Annotated in this window: 17 protein-coding genes; 4 read left to right on the top strand and 13 right to left on the bottom strand. The window is 63.2% G+C overall.

Annotated features, from left to right (window positions below; all coding sequences use genetic code 11):
* Positions 1–29: 29 nt before the first annotated feature.
* The 10 genes from IVB45_RS13205 to IVB45_RS13160 all read right to left on the bottom strand — a co-directional run bounded on the left by IVB45_RS13205 (position 30) and on the right by IVB45_RS13160 (position 10,323).
* A complete protein-coding gene (locus IVB45_RS13205) occupies positions 30–899 on the bottom strand; it encodes a fumarylacetoacetate hydrolase family protein (RefSeq protein WP_247359692.1) in 870 nt (289 codons plus the stop codon).
* Positions 900–902: 3 nt separating this feature from the next.
* Entirely contained in the window at positions 903–1,562 is a 660-nt protein-coding gene (locus IVB45_RS13200) for a polysaccharide deacetylase family protein (protein WP_247359693.1), read from the bottom strand.
* Positions 1,563–1,573: 11 nt separating this feature from the next.
* Positions 1,574–2,407, bottom strand: coding sequence for an ABC transporter permease (locus tag IVB45_RS13195; protein WP_247359694.1), 834 nt, complete (start codon positions 2,405–2,407; stop codon positions 1,574–1,576).
* Between the two features lie 7 nt (positions 2,408–2,414).
* Positions 2,415–3,221 (bottom strand): ABC transporter ATP-binding protein, encoded by an 807-nt coding sequence (locus IVB45_RS13190; protein WP_247359695.1) that lies wholly within the window; start codon positions 3,219–3,221, stop codon positions 2,415–2,417.
* Positions 3,200–3,955 (bottom strand): ABC transporter permease, encoded by a 756-nt coding sequence (locus tag IVB45_RS13185; RefSeq protein ID WP_247359696.1) that lies wholly within the window; start codon positions 3,953–3,955, stop codon positions 3,200–3,202. Before IVB45_RS13185 ends, IVB45_RS13190 begins: the two co-directional genes overlap by 22 nt.
* 2 nt (positions 3,956–3,957) lie before the next feature.
* On the bottom strand, positions 3,958–4,926 hold the full coding sequence (locus IVB45_RS13180) for an ABC transporter substrate-binding protein (protein ID WP_247359697.1): 969 nt from the start codon (positions 4,924–4,926) through the stop codon (positions 3,958–3,960).
* A gap of 50 nt (positions 4,927–4,976) precedes the next feature.
* Complete coding sequence (locus tag IVB45_RS13175; RefSeq protein ID WP_035963101.1) at positions 4,977–5,681, bottom strand: GntR family transcriptional regulator; 705 nt, start codon at positions 5,679–5,681, stop codon at positions 4,977–4,979.
* A 216-nt stretch (positions 5,682–5,897) separates the two neighbouring features.
* Positions 5,898–7,046 (bottom strand): ABC transporter substrate-binding protein, encoded by a 1,149-nt coding sequence (locus IVB45_RS13170; RefSeq protein WP_247359698.1) that lies wholly within the window; start codon positions 7,044–7,046, stop codon positions 5,898–5,900.
* A gap of 944 nt (positions 7,047–7,990) precedes the next feature.
* Positions 7,991–9,016: a cellulase family glycosylhydrolase gene (locus tag IVB45_RS13165; protein WP_247359699.1), complete on the bottom strand. Its 1,026-nt coding sequence runs from the start codon at positions 9,014–9,016 to the stop codon at positions 7,991–7,993.
* On the bottom strand, positions 9,013–10,323 hold the full coding sequence (locus IVB45_RS13160) for an O-antigen ligase family protein (protein WP_247359700.1): 1,311 nt from the start codon (positions 10,321–10,323) through the stop codon (positions 9,013–9,015). Before IVB45_RS13160 ends, IVB45_RS13165 begins: the two co-directional genes overlap by 4 nt.
* Positions 10,324–10,543: 220 nt before the next feature.
* Between IVB45_RS13160 and IVB45_RS13155 the strand changes: the two genes are divergently transcribed.
* Positions 10,544–11,680 (top strand): GNAT family N-acetyltransferase, encoded by a 1,137-nt coding sequence (locus IVB45_RS13155; protein ID WP_027569287.1) that lies wholly within the window; start codon positions 10,544–10,546, stop codon positions 11,678–11,680.
* A 34-nt stretch (positions 11,681–11,714) separates the two neighbouring features.
* On the opposite strand, the gene IVB45_RS13150 is transcribed toward IVB45_RS13155, so the two are convergent.
* Positions 11,715–12,938 carry an NAD(P)/FAD-dependent oxidoreductase gene (locus IVB45_RS13150; protein WP_247359701.1) on the bottom strand — a complete coding sequence of 408 codons (1,224 nt, stop codon included), beginning with the start codon at positions 12,936–12,938 and terminating at the stop codon, positions 11,715–11,717.
* Between the two features lie 434 nt (positions 12,939–13,372).
* Between IVB45_RS13150 and IVB45_RS13145 the strand changes: the two genes are divergently transcribed.
* Positions 13,373–14,719 carry a polysaccharide biosynthesis C-terminal domain-containing protein gene (locus tag IVB45_RS13145; RefSeq protein WP_247359702.1) on the top strand — a complete coding sequence of 449 codons (1,347 nt, stop codon included), beginning with the start codon at positions 13,373–13,375 and terminating at the stop codon, positions 14,717–14,719.
* 54 nt (positions 14,720–14,773) lie between these two features.
* Here the strand turns inward: IVB45_RS13145 and IVB45_RS13140 are convergent, their stop codons facing one another.
* Entirely contained in the window at positions 14,774–16,867 is a 2,094-nt protein-coding gene (locus IVB45_RS13140) for a GumC family protein (RefSeq protein ID WP_247359703.1), read from the bottom strand.
* A 282-nt stretch (positions 16,868–17,149) separates the two neighbouring features.
* Here IVB45_RS13140 and IVB45_RS13135 point away from each other — a divergent pair, with 282 nt between their 5' ends.
* On the top strand, positions 17,150–18,325 hold the full coding sequence (locus IVB45_RS13135) for a glycosyltransferase family 4 protein (protein WP_247359704.1): 1,176 nt from the start codon (positions 17,150–17,152) through the stop codon (positions 18,323–18,325).
* Between the two features lie 30 nt (positions 18,326–18,355).
* A complete protein-coding gene (locus tag IVB45_RS13130; protein WP_247359705.1) occupies positions 18,356–19,891 on the top strand; it encodes a hypothetical protein in 1,536 nt (511 codons plus the stop codon).
* Here IVB45_RS13130 and mdlC read toward each other — a convergent pair.
* On the bottom strand, positions 19,888–21,495 hold the full coding sequence (gene mdlC, locus IVB45_RS13125; RefSeq protein WP_247359706.1) for a benzoylformate decarboxylase: 1,608 nt from the start codon (positions 21,493–21,495) through the stop codon (positions 19,888–19,890). The two genes, IVB45_RS13130 and mdlC, sit on opposite strands and share 4 nt — an antisense overlap.
* Between the last annotated feature and the right edge of the window lie 4 nt (positions 21,496–21,499).

Genomic DNA, 21,499 nt, shown 5'->3' with positions numbered 1-21,499 from the left:
TCCTTCTTGTTGTTGTCGAGCGCAGCCAATCAGGCCGCGCCCGTCGCCTTAGCCGGCACTTCGTCCTTGACGGGATTGCGGAGAATCCCGATCCCGGAAATCTCGATCTCCACGACGTCGCCGCCCTTCATCCACAGCGGCGGATTGCGATAAGCGCCGACACCGCCGGTCGTGCCTGTAACGATGACGTCGCCTGGCGCGAGCTCGGTGAAGGTCGAGCAGTAAGCAATCAGCGCCGGCACGTCGAAGACGAGATCGGAGATCGGGGCCTTCTGTACCTCGACGCCGTTCAGCCGCGTGATCAAGGTCTGTTTGCTGACGTCGGTCAATTCGTCGGTCGTGACCATCCAGGGCCCAAAGCCGCCTGTGCCGGCGAAATTCTTGCCGGGCGCGAATTGCGAGGTGTGGCGCTGCCAGTCGCGGATGCTACCGTCATTGTAGCAGGCATAACCGGCGACATGGCTCAACGCGGCGTCGCGCGAGATGCGGCGGCCGGCCTTGCCAATGACAACCGCCATCTCGCCCTCATAGTCGAAGCGCTCGGATTCAAGCGGCCGGATCATCGGCTGGCCATCTCCGACCTGGCTGTTGGCGAAACGGGTGAAGATCATCGGGTGTGGCGGGGTGGGATGGCCGCTCTCGGCGAGATGGGTGGCGTAATTGACGCCGATGCAGAAGATCTTGTCGGGATCGGGGACCGTCGGCAGCAGCGTGACGTCCTGCAGCGCGTAGTCGGGCTTCTCGCCGGCAAGCTTCTTCAATTCGTCGAGCGATCCCTTGGCAAGCAGCGTCTTCAGCGTCGGATATGCATTGAGACGCTTGCCGGCATCGATGACGCCGTTGTCGGTGACAATGCCAAAGCTCGCGGTGCCGGCGATCGTGAAGCTTGCGATTTTCATCAGTCAAACGCTCTCTTCGATGGAGGAAACATAGTCGTTGATCGGAAGTGCGATCGCGCCATTGCGGATCGGAACGCATTGCGGCGGGAAACCCTGGCGGAAGCGGGCGCCGGCCGCCTCGGCACGGTCGAGGAATCGCTCTAGATGGTCCATCGCTCCGGTTGGAAGATCGTGCAGAACCATCAGCGTCCAGGGCTGCCGGCTGCACTGGACAATGGCGTGCTCGGTCCAGCCGTCGGGATCGTCCCAATCGCGGGGGATCGCGTTCCAGAGCACGCAGCTGTGCTTGTGGCAGGTGAGATAGTCGACGACGGATGGCTTCAGCAGCCGCGTATCGAGGTTGCCGCCGCCACCGAACGGCCGGAACCAGCGCTGTGGATGGGCGAGATCACCGATCGCGGCCTGTGTGCGGCCAATTTCGCTCTTCGCTGTATCGCGATCCGGCTGCTCACCGAGCGGGACGCTGTGGGTGAAGGTGTGATTGCCGATCCAGTGTCCCTCCCCGTGCGCGCGCATCGCAAGGCCATGCCGCGCGGGATCGGCGAGCTTCTCGCCGATGACGAAGAACGTGGTCTTGATGCCGCGCTCTCCGAGAATGTCGAGCACGCGCGGCGTCACGTCGGGATCGGGGCCGTTGTCGAATGTCAGGGTCAGATCGAACACGCGGAATTTCCTCAGGTCGCCGGCTGCATCGCGCCCGATGCGATGTCATCGTTGGCCTGACCAGCGCGCGTGCCGGTCTGCCAGATCGCCGCCTTACGCTCGATCCCCCGGATCGCGGCATTGAAGGCGATCGCCATGAACAGCACGAGGAGGACGCCGGCGAACACGTGCGGACTGTCGAGGATCGTGCGGTAGCGCGAGATCAGATAACCGATGCCGGCCGAGGAAATCAGCATCTCCGAGACGACGACGCCAACGATGACCAGCGCGCCTCCCACGCGGAGGCCGGACAGCACTGTCGGAATCGCTGCGGGAATGATGACGCGAACCAGCCGCTGGCTCAGCGTGGCGCCCATGCTGCGTGCCGCGAGCAGGAGCTGAGGGTCGATGGTCTGGATGCCGGCGGCGGTGGCCAGCATCGTTGGCAGGAAACCGTAAATCGAGGCGAAGGCGATCTTGGATTCCGAGCCGATGCCGAGCCACACCGTGAAAACGGGATAGAGGATCACGAGCGGCACTGCATAGAGGCTCGACACCATCGGCATGATCAGGACGCGCGGACCCGGCAGGCTGCCGACGATAGCGCCAAGCAGGATGCCGCCGCCGCAGGCGAAGGCCATGGAGACCATGACTTCGTAGAGCGTCACTGCGAGCGCATGACCGTATTCGGGCGCCTCGGTCCATCCGGCCATCAGCGTCGATGACAGGGACGGCAGGAACAGCTCGGGAATGAGACCGGTGCGCGGCAGCAGCTCCCACAGCGCAATCAGGCCGATCACGATCAGATATCGCAGTGTCTTCGCACTTATCTTCGCAGTCAGCTTGGCGGTCATCTTGGCGCTCATCTCCGCCTCACGCCGATTTGCGGATATGCCGCCAGATGCGGTCGCGCAAGCTCCCGAAGGCATCGCCGCTGAGCATCTCGTAGGTGCGGGGCCGCGGCAGCTGGACTTGGAGATGATCGACGATGCGGCCGGGCCGCGCCGACATCACGATCACCTCGTCGGCGAGATAGACCGCTTCGGTGAGGCTGTGCGTGACGAAGACCACGGTCTTGCCGGTCGCCGCCCAGATGCGCAGCAGCTCGTCACCCATGGTCATGCGGGTCTGCTCGTCGAGCGCAGCAAACGGCTCATCCATCAGCAGCACCGGCGGGTCCTGCACCAGCCCGCGCGCGATCGAGACGCGTTGCTTCATGCCGCCCGAGAGCTCGTGCGGATGGCGCCTGCCGAATCCGTCGAGGCCGACCAGCGTTAGCGCATCCTGCGCCTTGGCGCGGCGCTCCGCCTTGGGCACGCCACGCAGGGCCAGCGGAAACTCGACATTGTCTTCGGCGGTCAGCCAGGGAAACAGGCTCGCCTCCTGGAAGACCACGCCGACCCTGTCCGGGTCGGGCTGCGGAATCGGCGCGCCACTGATGGTGATCGTGCCCGAGGTCTGCTGGCGCAGGCCCGCCATCATCATCAAAAGCGTCGACTTGCCGCAACCGCTCGGGCCGACCAGCACGACGAAGCGACCCGGCTTGATATCGAGCGAAACGTCTTCGAGGGCGACGACGTCCTGGGACCTGGTCTTGAAGACCTGGCCGACATTCTTCACCTCGATCGCGCCGGCGCGCGCGGGAGGCTTCAACGGGGTCACGTTCGCCAATGGCTGCATCGCGTTTCTACCCATCTGACAAGTTCGTTGAAGGTCATGGCGATCGCGGCGACCATTACGACGCCGGCGAGGAGCTGCTTCATCTGGAAGTTCTCGCCCCAGGTCGCGATCTGGTGGCCGATGCCGTCGCGAGAGGCGTACATCTCGGCAAGGATCACGCCGGTGAGGTTGAAGATCATGGAGATTCGCAGGGCCTCCAGCAGCACCGGCAGCATGCTCGGCAGATAGACCCGGAACGCGGCCTGCATCGGAGTTGCGCCATAGGAGCGCGCCACCGTGAGATGCTCGACCTTGACCGACTCCACCGCCGTGGTCGTCGACATGATCACGATGAAGATCGTGGAGAAGAAGCCAAAGCCGACCTTCTGGGCGAAGCCGACGCCGAATACGAGGATGAACATCGGCAGGAAGATCGACTTCGGGATACTGAACGCGAAGAACAGCAGCGGCTTGGCCACGTCAGCGAAGTAACGGTTCTCCGCAACCAGGAAGCCGATCACGGCACCGAAGGGGACGGCTAGCGCGAACGCAGCCAGCACTTCGGTCGCTGTTACCATCAGGTCTTTCCGCACGGCCGCGCGCTGCAGGAGGTCGCCTAGCGTCGCAAACGTGTCGGACGCCGAGGGCAGCAGGCGCGGATTGACGATGCCGGTGCGCGACAGCAACTCCCATAGCGCCAGGACCGCGATGACGATCGCGATCCGTGCGAGCTTGATGGCAAGAGAGTTCTGCATCGTTACGGCTTGGTTGGAACCGGCTTGAACCTGGTCGAGATGACTTCCTCGACCGGCACGATGTCCTTGAGCCCGCCGAGCTTGGCGAGGTCCAGTGACAGCTGCACGGCCGCGTTCACGTCAGGCGCGCCCATGTCGCCGCTGGTCTCGAGCTTCATGATCGTGTTGTCGTATTCCAGGGCGGCGATCTCGGCCGGCATTTCGTAGAGCTCGGCTATCAGCTTGACGGTCACGTCGCGATTGGCGCGCATGAACGCAACCGCGCCATAGAGGGCGTTCACCGCCTTCTGAACCAGCTGAGGCTTTGTCTCCGCCAATTTGTCGAGCACGATCCAGCCTGCCGTGAGGTTCGGCGGCACCGCCGTGGCGTAATCGAGGATCGACTTGGCTTCGCCCGACTTCGAGATCTGGAAGCTCAGCGGCGAATAGACCACGGCGGCCTCGACGTTGCCTGCCAGGAGGTTCGGCACCAGACCCCCGCCGCCAACCGGGACGCGCGTAAAATCGATTTTCTTGTCCTGGAGTGTCCACAGTGCGAGCAGGTCGGAACCGGAGCCGGCGGCGGTGATTGCGACCTTCTTGCCGTTGAGGCCCTTGACGTCGAGCGTCGACTTGGTCGGGACCATCAACTGCCAGCCGAAATTTCCCATCGCTGCATTGGCCACGATCCGTGACATCACACCCTTCTTGCGTCCCGCGGAGACCAGCGAGGGCGGATCGAGGATGATATCGGCCGCGCCCGCGGCCATGCCTTCGAACGTCTCTGCACCGCTGCGGTAGATCGTGAGCTCGGCCTGAATGCCTTCCTTCTCGAACAATTTCTGCCGCACGGCCGTCTCGGCGATCGTCGTCGGCCAGTACGTCTTGGTCGGCAGGCCGACGCGGATGGTTTCGGCCGCGGTGGCAGGGCCGGCGAGCACGCCGGCTGCGAATAGCGACGCCAATAGCGCCTTGGGGCGAGTTAATTTCATGATCTGTTTCCTCCCGGTCTCTGTTTTTCTTTGCCGGATTTTCCGGATCGTCAGTTCGCGCCGTTCACCTCCGCAATGCGAGGCGCGGCGAGCTCGACAAACTCTTTGGTGATGCCGAAGTGCTTTGCCAATGCGCGAACCGCCGCATCCGCGTCGCGCTTGACGACGGCAGCGACAATCGCCTTGTGTTCAGCCTCGACGTCGCGCGGCTTGCCGACCTCCCTGCGGATCGAGAGGCGGCGATATCGCTCGCTTTGTTCGTGCAGCACGTCGCGGAAGCCGAGCAGCCACGGCGAGCCGCAGGCATTGACCAGTGCACGATGGAAGATGCGATGGCGGACCACCCACTCCTCATAATGCACTGTCGGATCGTCGGGGTAGCGATAGGGAACGGCCTTCAGGTCGGCCCAGGCGGATTTCACGGAGGCAAGCCAGGCATCGTCGCCCCGCTCGATCGAGCGACGGAGCGCAAGGCCCTCGATGTCGATCCGGGTCTGCGTCACGTCGGCGAGATCGGCGAGCGACACTGGGCTCACCCGGAAGCCACGCTGGTCGGACGCCAGCACGAGCCCGTCGGCGACCAGTCGGGAAAGTGCCTCACGTACGGCGGCGAGGCTCACGGAAAACTGCTTGGCGAGGCCGGCGATATGCAGCTTCTGCCCCGGAAGCAGCCGCGTCGCCAGGATGTCGGCGCGCAGGCGCTCGTGCAACGCAGATGTCAGGCTGCGCGGACCATCCCCGGGGCTTCCGGTCATATGAAACTGAAGCGGACCCATGGGTCGAATGATGGCAAGGCCGCGCGCAGGGGTCAATAGAAAATCGAAAATCGATTTTTCTGTTGGGCGCCCGGGAATGGAACGACCCTATCCCCGATCAGCCACCTCTGGATCCCAAACGGACCATCAACCAGGAACAGAGTAGTCGTGGTTTCCCGCACCCACTACCTCGTACAAGACCTGATTGGCGCGCCGCTACTTTGCCAGGCGGAACTTCCCGCCTTCGACCTTGATCAGGAAGGCCGAGCGCTCATCATAGCCGTTGTGATCGGCCTTGCTCATGTTCGACAGCCCATTGTTGAGATAGATGTTCTGCCCTCGCTCGAGTGCGTCCCGCAGAGCCGCGCGAAATTCGGATGTGCCAGGCTTTGCTGTCTTCAGCGCATCCGGTGCAGCTTTTCCAATCAGTGCGACGACATCCCAGAGGTGAGCAGCAAACATGTTGGGCTTTTGCCCGTTCGCCGCTTCATACGCGGTCACGAACTCCTCCGTCGAGCGACGGAACGGATCCCCCGTGGGAAGATCGGCGGCAATGGTAAAAGCCTCGCCCGCGAATACGGCACCTTCAACGTTCGCGCCACCGAGCTTGATGAACTCCTCACTGGCCACGCCGTGTGTCTGAAATATCTTCCCAGCGTATCCGCGCTCGCGGAGCGCCTGCTGCGGCAAGACCGCCGGAGTTCCTGCGGAAGCAATGAAGACGGCGTCGGGATTGGTCGACATCACCTTCAGCGCCTGACCCGTGACGCTGGTGTCGGCTCGTGCATAGACCTCGTGTGTGGTCACGGTCAGCCCCAACGCGGGCGCGAGGCGGCTCACCTCCTTGTAGTAGCCCTCGCCGTATCCATCCGAAACGCCGATATAGCCGAGTGTCTTCACGCCTGATGTCGCGATATGCTTGAGGATGGCGGCCGCCATGAGGTCGTCATTGGGAACGACCTTGAAAGCCCAGGCGCGCTTCTCATCCATCGGTTGAACGATGACGGTAGCGGCGGCGAGCGACAGCAGCGGCGTCTTTGATTCGAGCGCGACATCCAGCATCGGCATGGTCACCGGGGTCAGAGAGGAACCGACCAGCACGTCGACCTTGTCCTGGATCACCAGCCGGCGCGCGTTCTGGACCCCTTTGGTCGAATCCGACTCGTCGTCCAGGACAATATAGGTCACCTTCTCTCCACCGATCTCTTTCGGAAGAGCGGCAACCGTCTTGAGCTGCGGTTGGCCCAGTGCGGATCCCGGGCCACTTGCCGAAATCACGATTCCAATTTTGATGTCCGCGTGAGCAGCATGTCCATAAAGGACGCATGCCACAAGAAGCGAGGTTCGCGCGAAACCGATCTTCATGTCCTGTTCCTCCCTGTCCGCTTCGATGACTCCGCCGGCTGCATCAGGCGCCCCGACTCGAGCTTGCAGTGCTCCCCAGGACACGGTCGCCCTCAAGAGGCATGTCGTCCGACATACGCGTTTCCTCCTGCGGTCCCGAGCAACCCATGCTAAGCGGATCGCAGCAACGTGTCTGTCCCTAGCGTTAGGGACAAGTCATCGGTGCCCGAACCGGAATATTGGGGTGGGCGGATGCACAGCCGCGTTCTCGCGGCGCGTTTCGCCCGAGCTTTGCTTCGTCACTTCACCCTCGTGTCCAAGAGGGCGCAGGGAAGGCCGGGTGCCGGCTGGCACCCGCGGTCCGCTGCGCGAAAAGCACACGCAGGAAAACCGCACAGCAGCATACAGGTTTAGCCAATCACTCGGCCTTCCCTGCGCGATGGTTGGACGGCTTATGCCGTGCTCTCCCGGGAGCCGAGTTCCCTTTGGCCTCCCTCGCCTTCGCGAAATTCACCGACACCGCGCCGGTTGACGCGACTGCCGCATCCGCAAGAGCTTGACCGTAGCAACGACGGCCAGGACCACACGGTTTTGCCGTACACACGGCCCGCCATTTCGCCGCAGTTTTTCCAGCCCTGTCGACGGAGCCGGAAACTTACAGACGAGACGAAGCCTAGCAGCGCCGCTCGTCGGAACGAAGCCTTGGGCTCACGGAGAGCAATCCGCCCTGCCCACGCCTCTCGCACCCGAACGCTGCCGCGTCCACCGCAAGCCGGCTCGCGAACATGACGACCACAAGATCGCCCCTCAAGGATGAGCCGGGATGGGCAACACATACGCCAAAACCGAATTTCGGTAAAGCGGAATTTTTTTATGGGATGGGGTTGACGGGATGGCGGGTGTTTTGCCCGACGGGTCCGGCCCCGGCACCCCTTCCGCGAAATGAGCGGACTCGGGACGCGATTTCAACGCGTCGGCGGCATCAACGCACGCAGGATACCCGGCTTCCAGGCCTGACGCGCACTGTCGAACGCCGCGAAGTCATGATCGAACTGCCAGTAGGCCCATGACCAGCCGAGCCTGTCGGCGCTTCTCGCCACGAATGACAAATATCTCTGCCGGCTGTCGGATGGCGCACGCTCGTACACTCCGAACTCGCCGACATAAACCGGGCGCTGCTCTTTCTCCGCCCAGAGGCTCATCTTCCTGAAGTCGGCGGCAGCCTTGGCTTCATCCTCCGGGCTGCCCCAGTCCAGGGGCCCGATCCGCGAAAACGTCGGAGACCACGGCGCGCCTTGATGGGTGAACCGTATCGGCGCGTAATAATGAAACGTGACGATGAGATGCCTGTCCTCGGCCGGCAGAACCAGCTCGTCGACAGGGATCTCATCGGTGTTGAGAACGGCGGCGATGACCGGCCGTTCGGGATTGGTGCGGCGGATAATGCCGAGACATTCATTGAGGAGCGAATTCCAGCTGGCGGACGTCATTTCTCCACCAGGCTCGTTCAACACCTCGAAGACGAGTGCCGGATATCTGCCGGCATAGCGCTCGGCGATCTGCCGCCAGAACGCCTTGAGCTTCTCGGCGCATTCGGAAACATCGCGCTGGCAAAGGTGGGTGTCGTGCTCGTCGACGATGGGAACGAGCTTCCTCGCGAGAACCTCCTCGATGACGGCGTCAAGCCGCCTCAGGACGATCTCGTCCAGGACATTCCCCGGGCCCATGAACTTGAAGCCGAAGAAATTGATCCTGACATGCGCGAACCCGGCCTTCTTGATCGCGGTCAAATTGTCCAGGCGAAATGGCGCGTTTTGGCCGCCTTCCCAGATTCCATCGTAGCCGAGAATATTGATACCGCGACCCAGTTTTGGCGTGTCACGGGAGGCGGCCTGCTCGGCCCCCTGGGCGTGGGAGGACAGCGATGCAAGGAAAACCACCATAGCCGCAAGATTGAAGCTTCTCGGCCAACGCGAGCGCATGGCGGTCATACTGCTTCCATTCCTGAAGCCTGGAATTCCGTCGGTCGCACCGGCCTGCACGTCGCAAAGAAAAAGCCCACCAGGAGCACCGATGTGAACATCGTCGAACGAAGGAACGTCGTCTCCGTAAAATTGGTCTGAAAGCTGAGGACGACAAATCCGATGATGAGGGCACAATGCGATCGGTCGATCGTGCGAGCGGAAATCAGATGGAGGATCTTGTGCGAGAACAGGAGGACGCTCGCGGCAAAGAGCATGTACCCCAGGAATCCGGTTTCCATCAGGATCGCGATGTAGCCGCTATGATAATTGTCGAGCACCCAGCCGTGGTTCTGTTCGAAATAATCGTAGATCGAGGGGATTGTCCAGAAGCCGTTGATGCCGAAGCCGAGCAGCGGCGCATCGTTGAAATGACTTATCGCGTAGTGCCAGATGAAGGTCCGCTCGGTGAAATCGATACTGGAATCGCCGATATGGATGGCGTCGTATCCCGTCGCGTAGAAATACAGGATCAGAAATCCGGCCAGAACGCACATGACGAACGGCAGGAGCGCATAGAGCCTCATGCAGCCGACCGACCACATCGAGGTCACGAGCATGGCGCAGGCGGCCAGAGCGACAGCGCCGGCGCCGCGCGATTCCGACGCGAAGACACAGGTTGACGCCAGCAGGAACACGGCGAGGAAGGCCAGCCACCCCTGCCCCGTCATCTTTCGATAGCAGGCCAAGAACATCAGATACGCGCCGACGAAGCCGAGCGTCTGCTTCGATTCGTAGACGCCCTGCCATTGACCGTTGTGCATCCAGCTGTGATCGATCCCGATGTCGGGCACGGCCACCGCACAGACAGCCGACGCGGCGACCAATATGAACAGCCCAAAGGCCGTAGCTTTCACGATTTCGTCCAGGTCGACGCGCGTGACGAGGCAAAATGCACCGAACGTCGTCATCGCAAGCGCCGCGCTCTTCATGATCGCCGCGACGCTCAGGCTGGACCAGAACACCGAGACAATTGCGAAGGCGTAGAATGCGACCAGCGCCGCCATATCGGGGTTGACCTGCAACCGCAGGCGCGGCTGCACGAATGCACTTGCGTAGATCAGGACAGCCCACATCAGAAGGGCTATGGCCTGTTGCAGAAAGCTCAGCTCCGCCGGCAGTAGCGCGGCGTTGAAGATGCCCATCGATGCGACCACGTTGATGGTGATCGAACAGGTGATCGCGAACCTGGCTATCTTCTCGACGCCAACGCTGCGCGTCGTCCAGATCGCGCTCCCGGGTGCTCCGGAATCCACCTCGGTCTGCAGGCTGGCCATGAAATGACCTTCCTTAAGCGCGGTTAATAATTTGCTAGCGCAGGTCGATCTCCATCGCTGCGACGCGACGCCGTTGCGAAATTAACGTTTTGTTAACGATATGAGCCTTGCGCGACGCATTAATGCAAACTGCACGCCGCCGGTGTCTCGCCCGTAACGACCCTGCTATAAAGCGCAGGTCCGGCTCGACCGTCCCGAGCTATCCGGTTTCCCTGGTATCATGAACAGACCTAGCAGCACGTTCAACATCGCGATCGAGCAGGGATTCGACTTCCTGTCGCCTGATTACGCGGAGCTGTTTGACAACTCGGCCGCCACCGCGTTCCAGCATCCGCTCTGGCTCGACACCCTCTACACCCGGCTCGCGTCTCATGCAGGCGCAACGCCTCTGGTTGTCGTGGTCCGCCACCGCGCGACGGGCGCCCTTGCGATGGTGCTGCCCTTGCTGCGGATCCGGCGCGGCCCGATACGGACCATCGAATTCGCAGACCTCCGCGTCTCCGACTACCTGGCGCCGGTGTGCAGCCCGCAGGTATTTTCCGAGCTGCTCAAGGACGAGAGTGCGTGCGCAGAAATCAGGTACCTCGTCCGCCCGTTCGATCTGCTCCGAATGACCAAGCTGCCGGACGGACGGCTTCCGATCGAGAACCTCCTGGCTACGCCCCGCCGCGTCGCGATGGAGTCCAATGCCTACGCGACCGTCCTTGTCGCGCCGTTCGAGCAATGGCGCGCCAGCGCGATCGACCGTTCCTACCAGAAGGAGCTCGCAAAGAAGTCCCGGCAGCTCCAGAAGAAGGGCGATCTGAGTTTTTCATGCTGCGGCGACAGCGCGTCCGTGATCGAGGCGCTAGACGTGATGCGCAAATTCCGCGGTCCGCGCTTTCAGGCGCAAGGCGACGGAGATCTGCTCCAGCGCCCCGAATATTACGGCTTCTATTCCGAGATGGCGCAGCGCGGCCTCGGCTCCTTTGTCCGGCTCTATGCCATGAAGATGGATGGCGAGGTGATCGCCGCCGTGCTCGGGCTCTGCCATCAAGGCAGCTTCCTCGTCATCATGAGCGCCTTCGACATTGCGGGATACAAGAGCCAGTCCCTGGGCGCGCTGATGTTCGAGCAGGTCGCGAAGGACTGCATCGAGCGCGGGGATCAGATGCTCGATTTCACTATCGGTGACGAGCCCTACAAGAAATTGTTCGGCGCGCAGCCCTCGCCGATGTGGGCGGTCACGCAGGCCGGCAGCACCGTGGGCGCCATTTCCTTGTTCGCACTGAAACAGGCTCCCTGGCTCAAACTGGCCGCCAAGCGAATGTCGGAGTTCAGGCTTCTGCCGACGCGGACGTCAACGCCCACGCGCTGACCGGCGCGAGGCCCCCCCGACGATACAACGGCTCTCAGGCGCGTAGCGCGCTTCGAACATGCGAGAGCCAGCCTGGCCGCATTTGATCGACCCGGTGGGTGATCGTGCGTCGCAGGAAGTGCAGCCGCCGCCGCACGTCCCAGCCGATATCGTTGCGGGACGTCAGGGCCTGCCGGAAGCGCGCCATCTTCAGCGACTGCTGGTCAGCCGCGATCTTGTCAGGGTCGGAATAGAATTCCGAAATCTTCTCCTGGCTCATGCCCTCGGTCACCAGCCAACGCGGCGCATATTCAGTGCAGAGGCGGTCGACGTCGACCAGCAGGCGGGCAACGCCCGTACCCGCGGCCGGGCAATTGGTCTGGAAGGCATCGCCGATGAGCACGACGCCGGGCTGGAGATGCCCTTCCACGACGGACAGGTCCATCACCCAATTCTGCACCCGGTCGATCACGTGGAAATCGCCGAGGTAAGGCCGCAATCCCGGCAGCAGGCGCAACACCGTCGCTTCCGGTTCGCGGCGCAGCTCGCGCATAACAGGATCGGCCGGGTCGCGGAACATGAAGAGATTTGCCCGCATGCCGGCCCGCACGGGAAACAGGCTGAGATAATCGATGCCGTCCGCCGTGCGCTCGCCGTAACAGGTTAGCGCCTCGAAATCGAACGGCACATCGTCCCGGCGCGCGATCGTGAATCCAAACGTGACCGAATGGCGCTCGGCCAGCACCCGCCGCTTGATACCGAGCTTGTAGCCGAGAACGCCCGCCATGCCCGTGGCCAGCACGACAAGGCGCGCTGTCATGCGCCTTCCGGACGCGAGCTCGATATGCTGGATATCTTCGCTACAGTTGACGGCCGTGACCTCGTCGACGATCAGGCTGGACGGATCAGGCAGTTGACTGCGCGCCATGGCGACGAGATTGGCATACGGAAGTCCGTAAGCCCGTCCGACGCTGACATCGACCACCTTGCCTTCCCTGATATTGAGCACCTGATCATATCGGCAGGCCACCTTGTCGAGCGCGTCGAGGAAGCCCAGCTTACGCAACATCTCCAGCTGGTGGCCGCCGATTTTCTCGACCCGGAACTCGTCTGGATGGACCGCGCGCTTGTCGACGAGAGCGACACGATGCCCTGCCCGCGCGAGCACGGCCGCCGCGAGCGAGCCCGCGAGGCCGCCGCCCACGATCGCGATGTCGGCGACGATCGTCGCGGTACCGGCTTCGGCAATCGGCTCCGTCACGTTGCTATCCGCCGTCATGGTCCAGGCTCCCACGGTCAACGATGATTGCCCGTGCAATTCTCTCGCCTGATGTCGCATCGCAGGACCAAACGCGATCATTTCTCGATATCTCGGTTAATGCAGCGGAGACCTGCGCGGCCCGATGAGAACCGGCACGCGCCTTGCTCGGGATGGCCCATTCCCGGCGAGCCGGTCCGCATTCCAGCGGCTCATCTCGCCTCATCGGCCGTCGATGCGGCGCTATGCCGCCACGCGATCAGGCCGCAGTTTGCTCTATCTGGGACAATGGGGTCAGCGATGTTCCATAGTGAAGCAACAGACATGGCCGCGACATCGCGGCGGTCGGCGGGATCATGGAGGCCGCTCATTAACACTCGTGGTTTTTCGCCATGCTACGCTGTCGCAAGTAGTCGGAAAGTGTCTCTTCAAGGAAAGTTGCCTCTTAAATTTCCATGATTGAATCCATCGTCCAGTTCATGCGGCGCGACGTGACGCGCGGTGTTGCCGGAACCATCCTTCTCAAGGTTGGTAGCGGTGCGCTTGCGTTCGCGTTGTTCTCGCTTGCGGCACGAACGATGTCGCCCGATGGGTTCGGCATCTTTGCGACCTGGCTTTCGGTGGCCCAGATGGCAGCGGTCGTCGGTCTGGTCGGCCAGGAATCGCTGCTGGTGCGATTTCTGAACGAGTATCGGGTGGGAAATCAGCCCGATCTCACCAAAGGCGTGCTGCTATCGAGCCTGAAGATTTCCTCCGTCGCGATGCTGATCGCGATCGGCGCAATGGCGATCGGCGCGAACATCAAAGGCGCCTCGTGGCTGCTGGTCATCGCGGTGTCGGCCTACACGGCCGTGAATGCGGGACTGATGCTTGGCAGCCAGATCGCTCGCTCGCTGGTCAGCATTCTCATGGGGGAAGGAAACAGGGAGTTCTTCTGGCGCGTCAGCGTCGTGCTGTTCCTGCTCGCAATCATGTGCGGCCATCGCCAGCTCGATCCCGCCGAATTGATCGCCGTGATGACGATTGCCATGTCGGTCGGACTGATTGCACAGATCATCGCGATTGCGCGAACCCTGCCGGATTTCCGCGGCACGGCGGCGGGGTCCGAAACGTCGCGCTGGAGATCGAGCGCGCTTCATTTCTGGGTCGCGTCCATCCTCGAAGCAGCGAACCAGTATTTCGACGTCATCCTGGTCTATTGGATGCTGGACCCGACAACCGCCGGAATTTACTTTGCCGCTTCGCGCCTGGCCAACATCTTCGCCATGCTGTCGGCCGCACTGTACAGTTTTGGCGCACGTCGGCTCCCCTCGCTGTACTTCAGCAAGAACCATCAGGAATTCGAGCGAACGTTGCGGCTGATGGCGGAAGTAACCGCGGTGTGCGTGGTTAGCGGACTTCTCCTGATCTGGGTTGGAGGTCCCCATCTGCTCAACCTGTTCGGGCCGCATTTCGCTGCGCAGCACTGGGTCCTGATCGTGCTCGCGATCGGAACGGCGTTCCAGGCGGCGGGCGGTCCTTCTGCGGCGATCTTGCAGCTGACCGGCTATGAGCGCGAGTATGTCCCCGTGATTGCCGGAAACGTAGCGCTGCGGCTGGTCGGATTTCTCGTCCTCATTCCCTGGCTCGGCGTTCTTGGCGCAGCGATCTCGGCCACTGTGTCGCTGGCGCTCGCGACCATCGCCCTCAACATCCTCTGTCGCCGGCGAACCGGGGTCGATCCTTCGATTTTGGGACTTCTGCGCTTCTCGCCATCGAAGCCTAGCGCCTACGCGGTCCGTGGCGCGGACTCCGGCGAATAGATCTCTGGTCAGCCGAGGCAATGCCGCGGCTCGGCAATCCGTTGCCGGGTGGCGTCAACCAGCCAGCCCCAGCACTTCGCCGCGACGCGACGCCGACGGGCCGGCCGGCACACGATTGACGACGATGCCGGTCGGCACGCCGGCAAACCGGGAGAGCGCAGCGATCGCCCTGCGCATGGCGGCCGAGTCGACTGCGTCTTCGCGCGCGACCAGCATGACAAGATCAGCGTGAGCAGCCAGCGCCGCCGCCTCCGGCTGCAACGCCAGGGAGGTGGCGTGGACGACGATCAGATCGAACTCCGAACGAATATCGTCCGCGGGCGGCGGCGCCGGCCTCTTGCTGGCGCTCAGAAGCTCATCGACGCTGCGGAAATCTGCAGTGGTCATGCCGTCGGCCTGGCCCTTGGCGAGGCCGGCCCCGGCACCGCCGAGATCCGGCTCGACCCGGATCAGGACGCTCAGCCTCCCAGTGTTCACAGCCCATCGATTCAGCGACCGCGCGACGGTGTTGCCGCCGGCGCGCTTCCCGACCGACATCACGAGGACGACCTTGCCACGAGGTCCCGGCACCTTCTCCAGCCGCTCCACCAGCGGACGCAGATGGGGACCGAGATCGAGTTCGGTCGTCGCGGACACCGGAGCTTGCCAGATGTTTCTGGGGACTTCGCCAGGCGTCAGGTCGGGAATACGGGCCCACACCGGCGGACGTGACCACGTCGCCGGCTGGCGCGGAGCCGGCTCGGGGTCGCGGATATCAGGAGCGGATTTGTCCGATCCGCGTCCCGTGGCGGCAACGACCGCCGTCGATGTCAGCAACGAACCGATCGCGAGAGCGGCGAGCAGCAAAGACAGCGGTGGAAGGGTCGAGCGCAGCGGCGGAATGGCGGACGACGCAATCTTGGTCTGGGAGCTCTGCAAGAGGCGCTGCTCGTTCGTCGTCTTGGAGCGCGAGAGGAACTGCTCGTATATATTTCTGTTGGCCTCGGCGTCGCGCTGCAGCTCCTGGAGCCGGACCAGAGCCTGACCGTCGACCAGAAGCTGCGATTCCGCCGCCTTCATCTGGCCTTCCAGCGCCTTCTGCTGCTCGCGCTGGGCCTCGTATTCCGATTTTGCGGTATCGATGCCCTTCGTCCGCTCGACCTCGATCTGCCTGTTGAGATCGGTCAACTGGCTGTACGACATGACGAGGTCGGGATGACGATCGCCGAAGACCGCCCGCTTCTGCGCAATCTGGTCATTGAGCGCCGACCGCTGTGCGCGCAGGGCGCTCAGCAGATCCTGCTTGACGGGGCTATCGACATTCGCCTTCACGTCGCGCTGTGCCTGCTCGTAGCGGGCCTTCGCCTCTTCGGTCCGGGCCCGCGCAGCGGCAACCTGCTGCGACAGTTCGGTGACCCGCAATTGCTGGGTGGTGGAATCCTTGCCCGCGTTGACGATCCTGTGCTCGAGCTTGAACGTGGCCACGGCGTCCTCTGACGCCTTCAACCGTTCGTTCAATGATTTGAGCCGGCCACTGAGCCAGTCGGCGGCCTCGTCGGTCGCATTGGTGCGGCTGCGGCCCTGGCTGGCGACGAACGCCTCGGCGATGGCATTGGCGTAGTAGGCCGCCCGCTCCGGCCGGTTGGAGGTGAAGCGGATGGCGATGACATAGGTCAGCCCGCGACGGGAAATGTCGAGGCGGTTGCGGAATCTCTCGAGCAGGCGCGCGGGGTCGCTATGCCCCCCGGAAATGTCCTGGTCATCCCGAATCTTGAGCTGCTCGATCAGCGGCTCGAGAAAGCCGTCGGACTTCGCCACTTCGACCAGGCTTTGCAGCGCGGCGCTATCCTGCCCGATGCCCGGCAGAACGTCCTGCTCCGAGGTCACGCGTTGCTCGCGGGGATCGACCACGACCAGCGCGGTCGCCGCAAATCGCACCGGGATCACCAAGAGAACGACGACGCCAAGGCCAAAAATCGCGAGAGCGAGCGTCAGGATGCGGCGAGCGTTGTCCCGCATGAAGGAGAGCGCGCCCGCGGCCGTGAGCGCACCGCCCAAGCGCGCGGCGGACTCGCGCGACTCGCCGCTCGACGCATTTTGAGTCTGCCACGACGCGGCAACACCGGTCGATCCGGAGCTTGTCGGGTCTGCGCGGCGACCGAACGTCATGGATTTTACTCGGATTCAACTGGCGAACACTGTTCAGTGCCTGCTCCAACGTAAATATCTATGGTTAATCCGCGGTTACCCGCGCCTGGCGCGGTCACGACCAATTGGTTAACGCGCTCGCTTCACTTCGTCCGGAACCAGCGGAATTCCCTCGCGAACCGTGCCCTTGCGGCAGGGCGCACATTAACTCCGTTTATTGCTAGTCGGTGTCCGCGCGAGGCCTCCATGGTAAGCACGGAGTTAAGAATGCGAAAAATTCGTTTCTCTAGTGGGTCGGGATCCGTGCTTCATTACCAGCCAAACAAGGCGTTGGGCGAGACCACTGCGACAGCACTCGCGCCACCCAACGGTGGCGGACGAAAGCTGCACGTGCTTCTCGTACAGACCCAGGCGGAGAACGCGGGTGCGCAGGAGATCTCGCGCCTGCTTGGCGCCGGACTGACCGCCCGCGGCTATCGCGTCACCCATCTGTTCTTCTTCCGCAAGTCGGATTCGTTCGATGAGCCGCCCGACACCATCTATTGCGCGTCGAGCCGGCCGGGAAATCCGCTGGCGCTGCTGCAAATGCTGTGGACGCTCGGCGGCCATCTCAGGGCCACCAGGCCCGACGCCGTTCTGACCTTTCAGCACTTCGGCAATGTCATCGGCGCCGGTGTGGCGCGCCTGATCTGCCGTGTGCCTGTCATCGCCAATCAGGTTTCATCCGCGTTGTCGATGAGTTGGCCGGTCCGCACCGCCGACATCGTCATGGGCAGCCTCGGCTTCTTCGACCGCATCACGCTCAACTCGCAGGACATGCAGCGCGAGTATTCGCGCTACCCCAAAGCTTACCGCGCGCGCATGGTGCACGTCCCGCACGGCTTCGACGACAAGGCGCTCACCCTGACGAAGCAAGCCGCGCGACAGAAATTCAATCTGCCGCCGGAAAGCACCCTGCTCGGCTGCGCAGCAAGATTGCACCCGCACAAGCGGCTCGACGCGGCGATACGTCTGTTGCCGGATCAACCCTCCTGGCATCTCGCGCTGGCGGGCCAGGGAGCCGACGAGGGCCGGCTGAGGCAGTTGGCGGATGAGTTGAGAGTATCGGACAGGCTGCATCTGCTCGGCGAAATCACCCCGCGCCAGATGGCGGAGTTTCTCGCCGCTCTCGACGTGTTCGTATTTCCGACGCAGGCGGAGACCTTCGGCCTCGCCGCTGTGGAGGCCGCAAACGCCGGCATTCCCTCGGTCGTCACCGATCTCCCGGTCTTGCGCGAGGTCTTGTCCGTCGAGGGAAAGCCGACAGCGCTGTTCGTCGATGCCGCCGATCATACCAAGCTGTCGGCCGCGGTCTCCAGGCTCCTGACGGACCAAAAACTGAGCGACGAACTGCGGCAAAACGCCAAGGGCCTGAAGCTGCGCTATTCAGTGGACGCCATGGTGGAGGAATACGTTCGAATTCTCGGCCAGGTCATCTGATCGGGACGCATTGAAACGGATCGGCTCGACATGACCATCGAGTTTCGCTGTGAAATTGAGTATGCGCGGCAGTGGATGGGCCGCGACATGCTGTCGATCGACGGCCGGGATGTACCGGTCCAGATCGCATGGACCGCAACGGCGGAGCCGCGGCCGACCGGTCTCGACATGCTGTTCGAGCTCGAACGTTTGGTGTTGCACAAGGGCAAACACAGCGGCGCCAACAGGCTGAAGATCAGTCCCGAACGAATGCAGGCTCGCGCCGGCACGGCAGACGTCATCGTCGATTTCACCGGTGGCGCGCGGGATCCGCACTGCTCCGCCCGGCAGTATCTCCGCCCGCTGTTCAATGGAGTCGCAGGCGAAAACGCAGCTCTTGCCGCCATTCTCGCCGGCGATCTGCCGGTGATCGAAATCGTCGACGAGGTCGACGGTGCCGTCCTCGATCGCGGCCACCCCTCCGCCGAAATCGCGGCCGGTCTGAGCGGCGGACTGGAAACCGTCATGGCGCGAACCCTGACCATGGTGGCGGCCATCCTGTCGGGACGGCCGCGCATCGTGCCGCTGATGGCACGACCCGCCCGAATTGGTAACGGCCGCCCGCCGGCGGCGTACGTCGCGCGCGGCCTAGCGACATCGATTGCCAAGGAGATCTATCGCCTCTGCTGCTATGCCCCGCACTGGCATGTCGGATGGCGCTTCAATGATGGCGCCGGCGTCTGGCAGACCGGAGATCTGTCGGGGTCCCGCTGGAACGTCCTTGCCGATCCCGGAAACCACTTCTACGCCGATCCTTTCCCCATCACCTGGCAGGGGCGAACATTCGTCTTCTTTGAAGACCTCGATCACCGGGTTGGAAAAGGAATCATTTCGGCAATCGAGTTCGACGATGCCGGTCCCGTCGGAGAGGTTGTGCCCGTGCTGAACGAGCCTTGGCACCTCTCCTATCCGTTCTTGATCGAGGACGATGGCGCGTTGTGGATGATCCCGGAGAGCTCGACCAATGGGGACGTCGCCATCTACAAATGCGTTCGGTTTCCGGACAAATGGGAGCGGCATGCGACGCTGCTTTCGGGCGTCGAGCTGGCCGATGCCACGATCACGCGGCACAACGGCCTGAACTATCTGTTCGGGGCTTGGCGCGACGGCACCGGCGGCTATTCGGATTCGCTGGCGATCTATTACGCCGAGCACCTCATGGGCCCGTGGTTGCCGCATGCCAGCAACCCCGTGCTGATCGATCGAGCGACCACGCGGCCTGCGGGGAATTTCGTCACCATCAATGACAAATTGTGGCGCCCGGTCCAGGACTGTGCCGGCGGATACGGGGCAGCGCTTGCCCTAGCGGAAATCGTCGAACTCTCGCCGACGACGTTCAAGCAGATTGTCCGCCACTCTCTGCGGCCCGGACCGGCATGGCCCGGCAGGAAGTTGCACACCTTGAACCGCTGCGGCCACCTCGAGGTGATCGACGGATCGCGTGTTCAACCCAAGATCCGCGCCTTCACAAGCAAATTGCCATCGGGCGTTTTGTCGCCGCGGACCAGTGCCTCCACCGCCAGCTAGCGGGAGTGGCTGAACAGGTCCGTCGTGGCGTCGTCGACGGCGATATCGACCAGCGCGGGACCCCTTGATGCCAACGCTTCGGTCAAGATGGCGTCGACGTCGCCGACATCGGTCACGCGCTGCCCCGGACAACCCATTCCCCTTGCGAGCGCCACGAAGTCGAGCCCAGGCAGGTCGATCCCGGGCGGGCGATGCGCCTGCATCAGCTGGCTGAAGGCGCGCATCGCGCCATAGCCTGAATTGTTCATGATCACGAAGGTGATCGGCAAGCGGCGTTGCACCGCGGTCCAGATCGCCTGGATGCAATACATCGCCGATCCGTCACCGATCAGGGCGACGATGCGGCGGCCCGGCCGCGCCAGCGCCACGCCGACCGAAGCCGGCAGGCTGTAACCAAGTCCGCCGCTCGCCATCGTGTAGAAGCTGTCCGCGCCCGGCCGAGGCAGGAATTGCTGAATGGCGGGGCGATGCGACGGCGCCTCCTCGACCACGATCGCATCGCCCGGCATCAACGCCGAGAGCCGGGCGAGCGCATAGCTCGGCGGAATCGGATTTTGCGCGGCAGGAGCGGCAGGCCGCATCCGCGCGGCCGGCACTTCGCGCTCCGCAATGTCAGGCATCGCCGACAGCAGCCCAGCTAGCGCCTTCGGGAGCGTGCTGATGATGGTGTCACCGACAGAAGCGGATGCGGCCTCTGTCGGATCATCCGTGATCTGCCAGACCGGCGTTCCGTCGTCGAGCAATTCGCATTGTCCTTCGACATGGAAAGTAAACACCGGCGCGCCGACCACGACGATCAGATCGGCGCCGCGCAGGGCGCGGGCGAGACCTCCCGGCGCTGCCGGAAGGAAGCCGGCGAACCGCGGATGCAATTCCGGAAAGCTCGAACGGCTCGACATCGGACTTGCCCAAACGGCCGCGCTCGCCTGCTCGGCCACAGCGACCATCGCCTCGACGCAGCCGCTGCGATCGATTTCGGGTCCGACAACGAAGATAGGTCTCTTGGCGGCGCGGATCGCCGCGCCGAGCCGGACGATCGCCGCCGGATCCGGCGCAAACTCCGTCGCGATGTGGCGGACCGGCGGAGCGACTGCGGGCCGCGCCCAGTCATCCGACGGCACGGACACGAATGTCGGACCGCGCGGATGCTGCATGGCAGTAAGGAAGGCCTGCGCAATTGCCGCTGGAACATCTTCGGCGCGCGCCGGTTCCGCGCTCCATTTCACATACGGCTTTGGAAACTGTGCGGCGTCCTCGGCGAAGAGATAGGGTCGCATCCGCAACAGGCTGCGCGCCTGCTGCCCGGCTGTCACGACCATCGGCGTCTTGTTGCGGAACGCGGTGAAGAGATTGCCGAGGGCATGACCGAGCCCGGCCGCCGAGTGCAAATTGACGAAAGCCGGACGCCCCGTCGCCTGCGCATAGCCGTCGGCCATGCCGACGACACAGGCTTCCTGCAGACCGAGCACGTAGTCGATGTCGTCGGGCCAGTCGTCCAGGAAGGCGAGCTCGGTCGAGCCGGGATTGCCGAAAACGCGATCGACGCCAAAGGAGCGAAGCACACCGAGGGTCGCTTCCCGAACCGTGAGAACTTTCGAATTCATGAAT

Source organism: Bradyrhizobium sp. 4 (assembly GCF_023100905.1).
Lineage (GTDB): Bacteria > Pseudomonadota > Alphaproteobacteria > Rhizobiales > Xanthobacteraceae > Bradyrhizobium.
The sequence above is the reverse complement of the archived record's forward strand: the minus strand, read 5'-3'. Positions and strand labels throughout refer to the sequence as shown.